Annotated in this window: 9 protein-coding genes; all 9 read left to right on the top strand. The window is 60.5% G+C overall.

Going from position 1 to position 6,942, the window contains the following annotated elements:
* Positions 1-298 (top strand): biotin/lipoyl-containing protein (locus AC3WLT_RS02280; protein ID WP_492590309.1); only part of this gene is annotated, 298 nt, incomplete at its 5' end.
* Positions 299-383: 85 nt separating this feature from the next.
* Positions 384-1,151 (top strand): LamB/YcsF family protein, encoded by a 768-nt coding sequence (locus AC3WLT_RS02275; RefSeq protein WP_492590308.1) that lies wholly within the window; start codon positions 384-386, stop codon positions 1,149-1,151.
* A gap of 185 nt (positions 1,152-1,336) precedes the next feature.
* A complete protein-coding gene (locus tag AC3WLT_RS02270) occupies positions 1,337-2,095 on the top strand; it encodes an SDR family oxidoreductase (protein WP_492590307.1) in 759 nt (252 codons plus the stop codon).
* Positions 2,096-2,103: 8 nt separating this feature from the next.
* On the top strand, positions 2,104-2,283 hold the full coding sequence (locus AC3WLT_RS02265) for a hypothetical protein (RefSeq protein ID WP_492590306.1): 180 nt from the start codon (positions 2,104-2,106) through the stop codon (positions 2,281-2,283).
* 64 nt (positions 2,284-2,347) lie between these two features.
* A complete protein-coding gene (locus AC3WLT_RS02260) occupies positions 2,348-3,358 on the top strand; it encodes a 2-hydroxyacid dehydrogenase (RefSeq protein WP_492590305.1) in 1,011 nt (336 codons plus the stop codon).
* Between the two features lie 336 nt (positions 3,359-3,694).
* A complete protein-coding gene (locus tag AC3WLT_RS02255) occupies positions 3,695-4,396 on the top strand; it encodes an amino acid ABC transporter permease (protein WP_492590304.1) in 702 nt (233 codons plus the stop codon).
* A 1-nt stretch (position 4,397) separates the two neighbouring features.
* Positions 4,398-5,147 carry an amino acid ABC transporter permease gene (locus AC3WLT_RS02250; RefSeq protein WP_492590303.1) on the top strand — a complete coding sequence of 250 codons (750 nt, stop codon included), beginning with the start codon at positions 4,398-4,400 and terminating at the stop codon, positions 5,145-5,147.
* A 27-nt stretch (positions 5,148-5,174) separates the two neighbouring features.
* A complete protein-coding gene (locus tag AC3WLT_RS02245; protein WP_492590302.1) occupies positions 5,175-5,903 on the top strand; it encodes an amino acid ABC transporter ATP-binding protein in 729 nt (242 codons plus the stop codon).
* 90 nt (positions 5,904-5,993) lie between these two features.
* Complete coding sequence (locus AC3WLT_RS02240) at positions 5,994-6,842, top strand: transporter substrate-binding domain-containing protein (RefSeq protein WP_492590301.1); 849 nt, start codon at positions 5,994-5,996, stop codon at positions 6,840-6,842.
* Positions 6,843-6,942: the final 100 nt, after the last annotated feature.

Genomic DNA, 6,942 nt, shown 5'->3' with positions numbered 1-6,942 from the left:
GCCTATAGCCCGCTCTGGACGAGCGGGCGCGCCGGAACCGTCGCTGAACGGGCCGGCCGTCAGCGTCACCGCGAAGTCGGCCGGCATCTTTCTGACCACGCATCCGGCGCGTTCAACGCCGTTAGTCAGCGCGGGCGCTCACGTCAAACTGGGCGACATCGTCGGCTTGCTGCAGATCGCGCAGTTGTGTGTTCCGGTGGTCGCGCCAGTGGATGGCGTGGTCATGCAGTGGTGTGCCGCGCATGGCACGACGGTCGGTTATGGAACGCCATTGCTCGAGCTATCGCCATCGGCGTAGACGCTTATCGATAGACAGACTCTGAGCCGAAGGGGTCCGCTGCGGATTGCCCGGCACAGACCGCTTAAAGAATGGAGAGTGGATTGTGGAAATCGACCTGAACGCGGACCTGGGCGAAGGCTTCGGGCCCTATCGTATGGGCGAGGACGAAGCGATGCTCGATATCGTGTCGTCCGCCAACGTCGCATGCGGCTATCACGCGGGCGACCCGGTCATCATGGACAGGACGGTGCGGATGGCACTGGCGCGCAAGATCGACGTCGGCGCGCATGTCGGCTTTCCCGACCTGATGGGCTTCGGCCGGCGGCAAATTCAGGCGGACCCGCTTGAACTGGCGAATTACGTGGTGTATCAGATGGGCGCGCTTGCCGGCATTGCCAAGGCAGCGGGACATCGCGTCACGCACATGAGCTTTCACGGCGCGCTGGGCAACATGGCTGCCGCATCATATGAACTGGCGGAGCCGCTGGTGCGGGCGGTTGCCGAATTCGACCGCGATCTGATCATCAGCGTGTCGACGAACACGGAAATCGAACGGGCCGCCGACCACATCGGGATCCGCACAGCGAACACGTTTCTCGCCGACCGTGCCTACGACGATCAGGGTGCGCTCGTGTCGCGCAAGCTGGAAGGCGCGGTCATCAAGGACCGCGCGGCGGTCCTGGCACGCGTCAAAGAGTTGCTCGAAGAAGGCACCATCACGACGATCGCGGGCCACAAGCTCAAGGTCGCGATCCAGTCGATCCTGCTGCACGGCGATACGCCCGGCGCTGTCGAACTCGCGCGCACGGTGCGTGGTGTGATCGAGTCGGCGGGCGGCCGGGTCGTGCCCGTGTCGAAGCTCGTACGCTAGACGGCGCGTCGGGCAACCCGCATTGGCCAAACCGCGTCGTTCAACCATAAGCCAGCCTTATCGCCACAAAGCCAATCCGTCTTTGCCTCGCGTTTTCACGGCGTATACATTGGTAACAGCATTGGTAACAGGCTTATCGCACGCCTCGAAGGGCGACAGTCAAGAACTAGAGATAGAGGTCATTCATGCCGTTTTCAGACTATAAGACCGCGCTGGTGACGGGCGCTTCGACCGGGATGGGTGCTGCGATCGTCGAGCGCTTCTGCCGTGAAGGACTCGAAGTGCATGCGCTCGCCCGCAACGCCGATCGTCTGAATGAGCTGGCGGAGCGAACCGGTTGCATTCCGCACGCGATCGACGTGTGCGATCTGGCGGCGGTGACGAAGCTCACCCAGGAAGTACCTTTCGATATCGTCGTGAACAATGCCGGCGTATCGCGCAAGGGCTCGATTCTGGACGCCAGTGTCGAAGACATCGACGTTCAGGTGGAAGTCAACCTGCAAGCGGTTCTGCATCTCGTGCGGCTCACCATGCCGGGCATGGTCGCGCGGGATCGCGGTCATATCGTCAACATCAGTTCGATCGCGGCGATCTACAACTTCAACGGCAACTCCATCTATCACGCCACGAAGGCCGGAATTCACGCGTTGTCGCGCCAGTTGCGAGTGGATGCGACCGGCAAGCGTGTGCGCGTGACGGAAATCTGCCCGGGCCGGGTCGCCACCGATATCTTTGGCCACGTGCATGGCGACATCGAAGAGGCGCGCAAGAAGTTTATCGACGGCTTCGAGTTGCCGCTGCCATCCGATATTGCCGATGCCATCGCCTTTGCGATCGCTGCGCCGCTCGCGGTCAACATCAGCAATATGGAAATCCTGCCCACGCTGCAGGTGCCGGGCGGCCTGACGACGATCAAACGCGACCCGGCCGACCACAACGAGTAAGTGCAAGCATGTCTTCGAATCTTGCCGCGGTCGTCTCGACGCTGGACCCCGGCATGTGGCTCGATCGCGCGCTTCATAGCTGGGCCGCGCGCGAGCATGCCGGGATTTTTGTGCCGATATCGCGGCTATTCCATTGCATTCGTGAGATCTCGACCGCGGTGACCCGCGAGGTCGGCGCGTTCGGCTAACCCATTCGACTCTCGCGCAACGGCCGCGCGAGACCATCACCAGAGCCCAACAAGGAGGTTTTCCATGCGTGCATCGGTACTGGTTACCCGTGCGTCATTTCCGGACATTGTTGATCGCCTGCGCGCGAACTTTGATGTGACCGACAACCCGGAAGACACGATCTGGACGCAACCGGAGCTGATTGCCCGGCTGCAAGGCAAGGTGGGGGCCATGACGGCCGGCAGCGACCGGATCGACGCGACCTTGCTCGACGCTTGCCCGCAACTCAAGGCGGTATGCAACATCGGCGTGGGTTACAACAACGTCGACGTGGAAGCCTGTACCGCGCGTGGCGTGCTGGTGACGAATACGCCAGACGTCCTGACGGATACCACCGCCGACTTCGGTTTCGCGCTGATGATGGCAACGGCGCGGCGCATCACCGAGTCGGAACACTTCCTGCGCGGCGGCGAGTGGACCAGGACAGGGCGCTATGACATGTTCGTCGGCAGCGACGTGCATGGTTCGACGCTCGGCATTCTCGGCATGGGACGTATCGGCCAGGCCATCGCGCGGCGCGGCGCATTCGGTTTTGGCATGCGTGTGATCTATCACAATCGTTCGCCACTGACGCCGGATGTCGAGGCGAGCTGCCGGGCACGCTATGTCGACAAGGAGACGCTGTTGCGCGAATCCGATCATCTGATCGTCGTGGTGCCGTATTCGGCCAGTTCGCACCACGCGATAGGCGCGGCGGAGCTCAAGCAGATGAAATCGTCGGCCACGCTCACCAACATCGCGCGTGGCGGCGTGGTGGACGATGCCGCCCTGGCGGTGGCGCTCAACGAAGGCAGCATCGCGGCGGCTGGTCTGGACGTGTTCGAAGGCGAGCCGGTTGTCTGCCCGGCGCTTCTCGCGCAAAAGAATGTGGTATTGACGCCGCACATCGGCAGCGCGTCTGTCAGCACGCGACGTGCGATGGCCGCGCTTTGCGCAGACAATTTGATTGCCGCGCTGGGTTACGGCGCATCGGCTGGCAAGCCGCCGACACCGGTGAATCCGCAGGTGCTGACGCGCCCGGCAGCCACTGCCTGAGCGATGACCGGCGCAGTATGCTGCGCCGGCGCTGTTTCGCAAAAATGGGCGCTCCGATCGCGGAGCGCGCCAACCGATGAGGCGCCCGCAGAGGCGCCGCATACTGGAGACAAACACCATGCACGACCACGCCTGTTCCGCTGCCGGAAGCCGTCCCGATTCATCATTCCCGAAACTTATTGCACCAGAAGAAAGGCCTCTGCAACAGCCTTTTTTCGCGAGCTAGTATCAGTTCAACACGGAGGTCAATGACGACTTCTGGAGGGATAACGATGGTGCCGCAGGTCGAGTCAGACCGGGATCATCGCTTCGATCCGAATCATTGGGACGTGCAACATGAAACTTCATTTTGACCTGGCGACGGTGCTGCAAGGCGACTATGGGGCGCTGTTTCTCCATGGGATCGAGCTCACCCTCGCGATGGCAGCGCTGGCGTGGATGCTCTCGCTGGTCGTGGGCATTCTTCTCACGCTGATCCGCCTGACCAACAATCGTCTCGCGACGGCCTTCGTCAAGGCGTTCGTGGCCTACCACCGCAATGTGCCGATGCTGGTCCAGATCCTGTTCTGGTACTTCGGCATTTCGAACATCCTGCCGGACTCATTGCAGGCGCTGCTGAACCACTACAACGGCCAGTTCATTTTTGCGGTCGTGGCGATAGGGTTGTGCAGTGCGGCCTATCTCTCTGAGGATATCCGCAGCGGATTGCGGGCGATTCCCTACGGTCAGTACGAAGCTTCGCGCGCGCTGGGCTTGAACTTCCTGAATGGCATGCGTTACGTCGTTCTTCCGCAAGCGCTGCGCAATGCGATTCCGCCGATGGTCAATCACGCAGTCTTGCTGTTCAAGAATACGAGTCTCGCGATGGCGATCGGCGCGGCGGAGCTGACGTATGTCACCCGTCAGGTCGAGAACGAAACCTTCCTGTCTTTCGAGTCGTATTTCGTCGCCACAGCGTTGTATCTCGGCCTCTCCCTCGTCATCATGCTGGGCGGCGCCAAAATCGCGATGCACTACCGCATTCCGGGAGTGAAGTGACATGTTCGACATCCTGCGCGACAACTGGACACTTCTGCTCATTGGGCAGTATCCGCACGGCCCGCTAGGCGGCATCGTGCTGACGATACTGCTGTCGCTTTCAGCACTCGTCATCGCATTTCCTTTGGGTATCCTGGTCGCACTGGCCCGCATCAGCCCCTTCCGGTTTCTGCGGGCGCCGGCCACCGGTCTCGTCTACATGGTGCGGGGCATCCCGCTCCTGATGGTGATCTTCTGGGTGTACTTTCTCGTGCCAGTTCTGACCGGCTATCCGGTCACCGGGTTTGTCACGATGCTGTGCGCGCTCGTCATCTATGACTCCGCCTATCTCGGGGAAATCATCCGTGCGGGCATCGAGGGGCTGCCGAAAGGGCAGGCTGAAGCCTCGAGGGCGCTCGGCATGAGCTACATGCAGACCATGCGCGCGGTCATCCTGCCGCAGGCGCTTTACAACGTGGTGCCGAGCATGGTCACGCAGTTCGTATCGACGATCAAGGAGACCTCGCTCGGTTACATCATCAACGTTCAGGAGATCTCTTTCGCGGCGGATCAGATCAACAACCGGCTGCTGACGAAGCCGTTCCCCGTGTATCTGATTCTCGCCTTGAGCTACTTCGCCCTCTGTTACGCGCTGACACAGTTTGCGCAGTATCTGGAGCGGCGCGTGACACGCAAGCGGGCCGGCGTCGTCACGAAGACCCAGAAGGCGGGCGCCGTTGCGCTGACCGATCCGCTGCCCACCGAGAACTAGGCGTTCAATCACTTCGAGGTAATTCGCATGATCAAGTTTTCCAGCGTCAACAAATGGTACGGCGAATATCACGCTCTCGTGGACGTGAACGCCGAAGTTCGCAAAGGCGAAGTCGTGGTCGTCTGCGGGCCATCCGGCTCGGGTAAGTCGACGCTGATTCGCACCGTCAACCGGCTCGAGGAGATCGACCGGGGACAGATTTCGTTCGACGGTCAAAACATTCATGACAGGAAGCTGGGTCTGAATGCTTACCGCAGCAGAATCGGTTTCGTGTTTCAGCAGTTCAATCTGTTTCCGCATCTGTCCGTGATGGAAAACATCACGCTTTCGCCGATGCGCGTGAACGGCCTCAAGCGCGCGGATGCCGAACGCAAAGCGGCAGATTTGCTCTCGCGCGTCGGTTTGTCGAGCAAGGCCAGTGCTTACCCTGCGCAATTGTCTGGTGGTCAGCAGCAGCGCGTCGCGATTGCGAGAGCGCTGGCGATGGATCCGCCGGCGATGTTGTTCGACGAGCCCACCAGCGCGCTCGATCCGGAGATGGTTGGCGAAGTGCTGAACGTGATGAAGAGCCTCGCGCAGGAAGGCATGACGATGATGTGCGTCACGCATGAGATGGGGTTTGCGCGTGAGGTTGCCGACCGCGTGTGGTTTATGGACGCGGGGAAGATTCTCGAAACGGCGGAGCCGGAGGCATTCTTTTCGCACCCGAAACACGCACGCGCTCAGAGATTCCTGTCCGATCTTCGCACGCATTGAGGCAAGCAAGCGGAATAGCCTCCGCGATTCAGATTGACCACCTTTGATCAGCAGTCGATTGCTTTACACATAAACTTCAGGAGCATCACGATGCAGGTAAAGAAGATTTTCGCGGGGATGTTGGTCGTTGGCGGTGCAGTTGCATCGATTGCCCCGGCACATGCTGATCAATTGACCGATATCAAGAGTCGCGGTGAGTTGAGCTGCGGCGTGTATTCCAATGTGGAGCCCTTCTCGTATCCCAACGCGCAGACGCGTCAGCTCGAGGGTATGGACGTGGACTTGTGCAACGCGGTGGCAAAACAGCTGGGCGTGAAGGCGAAGCTCGAACCGTTGGCCGTCGAGGCACGCATTCCGCAATTGAAGCTGGGTCGGGTCGACATCGTGGTCGCCAATCTCGCGTACACCAAGACGCGGGCCACGCAGATTGCGTTTAGCGATTCGTACTATTCGACGAAGGAAGTGCTTGTCGTGAAGAAGGCTGATGCGAAGAAGAAGCTGATTGACTTCGCGGGACAGAAGATCAGTGCGGCGGATGGCTCCACCTCTGCACAGTCGATTCCCATTTCTATCAAGGATGGCCAGGCAGTGACCTTCCACGATACGAGTTCGGCGTTTCTCGCACTCGAGCAGAACAAGGTCAAAGGCTTCGTCACCAATCAGATGACTGCGACGAAAATCGCCAAGCAGGTGGATGGCACGGACGGCGCAGTGGCGATTGCGGCGGAGCCGATGCTGATCGAGCCGATCGCGGTGGGATTGCGCCAGAACGAGCCGGCCATGCTGGGCGCAGTCAACAAGGCTTTGGCAGCGATGGAGCAGAGCGGCGAGATGAGCAATATTTTCGACAAGTGGCTCGGACCGAAGACGCCTTATGGCCTGATCCGGACCGACAAGGTCACGCCGATCGACCAGCTCAAGTTCACACCGGTTTCCTGAAGCGGAGAGTTTGTGAGGTAGCGGTACGCTTTCATTTGCGCACCGCTACCTGCTGAATGGCCGACGCGATTCCGTAGGCCGCGTGCCGGGACAAGGTGGC

This window comes from Paraburkholderia sp. FW306-2-2C-D06C (assembly GCF_058781505.1).
This window is presented reverse-complemented; position numbering and strand designations above follow the sequence as displayed.

Excerpts from the sequence above, each read along its gene's own strand:
- AC3WLT_RS02270 (WP_492590307.1), top strand. The coding sequence starts at position 1,337 with ATGCCGTTTTCAGACTATAAGACCGCGCTGGTGACGGGCGCTTCGACC.
- AC3WLT_RS02265 (WP_492590306.1), top strand. The coding sequence starts at position 2,104 with ATGTCTTCGAATCTTGCCGCGGTCGTCTCGACGCTGGACCCCGGCATG.
- AC3WLT_RS02260 (WP_492590305.1), top strand. The coding sequence starts at position 2,348 with ATGCGTGCATCGGTACTGGTTACCCGTGCGTCATTTCCGGACATTGTT.
- AC3WLT_RS02255 (WP_492590304.1), top strand. The coding sequence starts at position 3,695 with ATGAAACTTCATTTTGACCTGGCGACGGTGCTGCAAGGCGACTATGGG.
- AC3WLT_RS02250 (WP_492590303.1), top strand. The coding sequence starts at position 4,398 with ATGTTCGACATCCTGCGCGACAACTGGACACTTCTGCTCATTGGGCAG.
- AC3WLT_RS02245 (WP_492590302.1), top strand. The coding sequence starts at position 5,175 with ATGATCAAGTTTTCCAGCGTCAACAAATGGTACGGCGAATATCACGCT.
- AC3WLT_RS02240 (WP_492590301.1), top strand. The coding sequence starts at position 5,994 with ATGCAGGTAAAGAAGATTTTCGCGGGGATGTTGGTCGTTGGCGGTGCA.